General features: G+C 64.2%; 2 pseudogenes. Both read left to right on the top strand.

The annotated features are described in order from the left end of the window. Window positions 1–253: pseudogene (locus tag IVB32_RS04110) on the top strand (methyl-accepting chemotaxis protein); the annotation flags it as partial. Between the two features lie 195 nt (window positions 254–448). Further along, window positions 449–1,394: pseudogene (locus IVB32_RS04105) on the top strand (methyl-accepting chemotaxis protein); the annotation flags it as partial.

The following is a 1,394-nucleotide window of genomic DNA, read 5'->3' as shown; positions in this document are numbered from 1 at the left end:
GTCGATCTCGACCTCGATTGCGAGCGCGGTGGAGCAGCAAGGCGCCGCGACGCAGGAAATCGCGCGCAGCGTCCAGACCGTCGCGCAGGGCACCCAGACCGCGGCCACCGACATCGGCCAGGTCAACCGCGGCGCCGCCGAAACCGGCTCGGCCTCGGAAGAGGTGCTGCATTCGGCCAAGACGCTGTCGTCCGAAAGCACCCGTCTGCGCGCCGAGCTCGACCGCTTCATGGGGAATATCCGGGCGGCGTAAGCGCTCAGCCGTCCCGGCCCCCCGTGCGCGATTGCGCACGAGGCCAGGACGACGAGACCCTGCGTCACGTAACCGCCGGTTGCGGCGCCACAAATTTACCGCAGCTTATCCTTTGCCATTTACCGTGCTCACGCGTCAGGAAGCGGGCTGCTTCCGGGCTGCGCCTGGTTTTCCGCGAATGGAATGGGGTGGGGAATGCCCGTCAAGTCGAAGCCGACCAGATCGAAGCTGCTCACCTTGCGTTTTCGCGCAAAAATCATCCTCGGCTTCGTGGCGGTGCTCGCCATCCTCGCCGTCAGCATGGCTTTCGCGTATTTCGGCTTCGAGCGGATTCAGGCCGCCGTGGCCTCCTACCGCTCCAGCGTCGCCGAAGCGGACCTTGCGCGGACGGTCGATCGCGAGCTGATCGCTTACCAGGGCTTGGCGCGGGCCTACACGCTGACCGGCGCGGCGGATGATGAGACCGCAGCCAAAGCAGCTGAAGAGAATTTGAGGGCCGCGATCGCCAAGTCGGCGGCGGCCACCACGGGCGCAGCCCGCCGCGAGCAGGTCGGCAGGCTCGAGGCCGACTTCAAGAGCTTCACCAAGGTGTTCGGCGAGATCATCACGTTGACGCGCGAGAACGGCAAGATCGCGACCGAGGAGCTCAACAGCGTCGGCAACAAGATCCGGTTCAAGTTCGACGATCTTGCCGATACCGCGGCATTGGCGGGCCTGAACTCGGTTCAGGGTACGGCCAAGGATATCACATCGCAATATCTGGCGGTCTCCACCTCGGTCAGCGCCTTCGTCGCCAAGCCGGAGCCGAAGACCGCCGACGGCGTGACCGCCCGCATCAAATTCCTGGAGACCCTGCTGGTCTCGATCTATGCCAACGACCAGAAGATCACCGACCGCGTCACCGAGATCAGCAATCTCCTCAAGCAGTACCGCGCCTCTTTTTCAAAGCTCACCGAGAACGTGAAGGTCATCGTCAAGCTGAACGGCGAGATGACCAAGACAGCCGCGTCCATTCTCAAGCTCTCGGGTGAGCTGCGATCGGAGCTGACGGCGGATCAGCAGCGCATCGAGGTCAACGCCAATGCCACCATCGGCGAGACCGAGCGGCTGATGCTGATGATGGCGCTGGGCGGCCTTGCCG

Source organism: Bradyrhizobium sp. 23 (genome assembly GCF_023073295.1).
GTDB lineage: Bacteria > Pseudomonadota > Alphaproteobacteria > Rhizobiales > Xanthobacteraceae > Bradyrhizobium > Bradyrhizobium canariense_D.
This window is presented reverse-complemented; position numbering and strand designations above follow the sequence as displayed.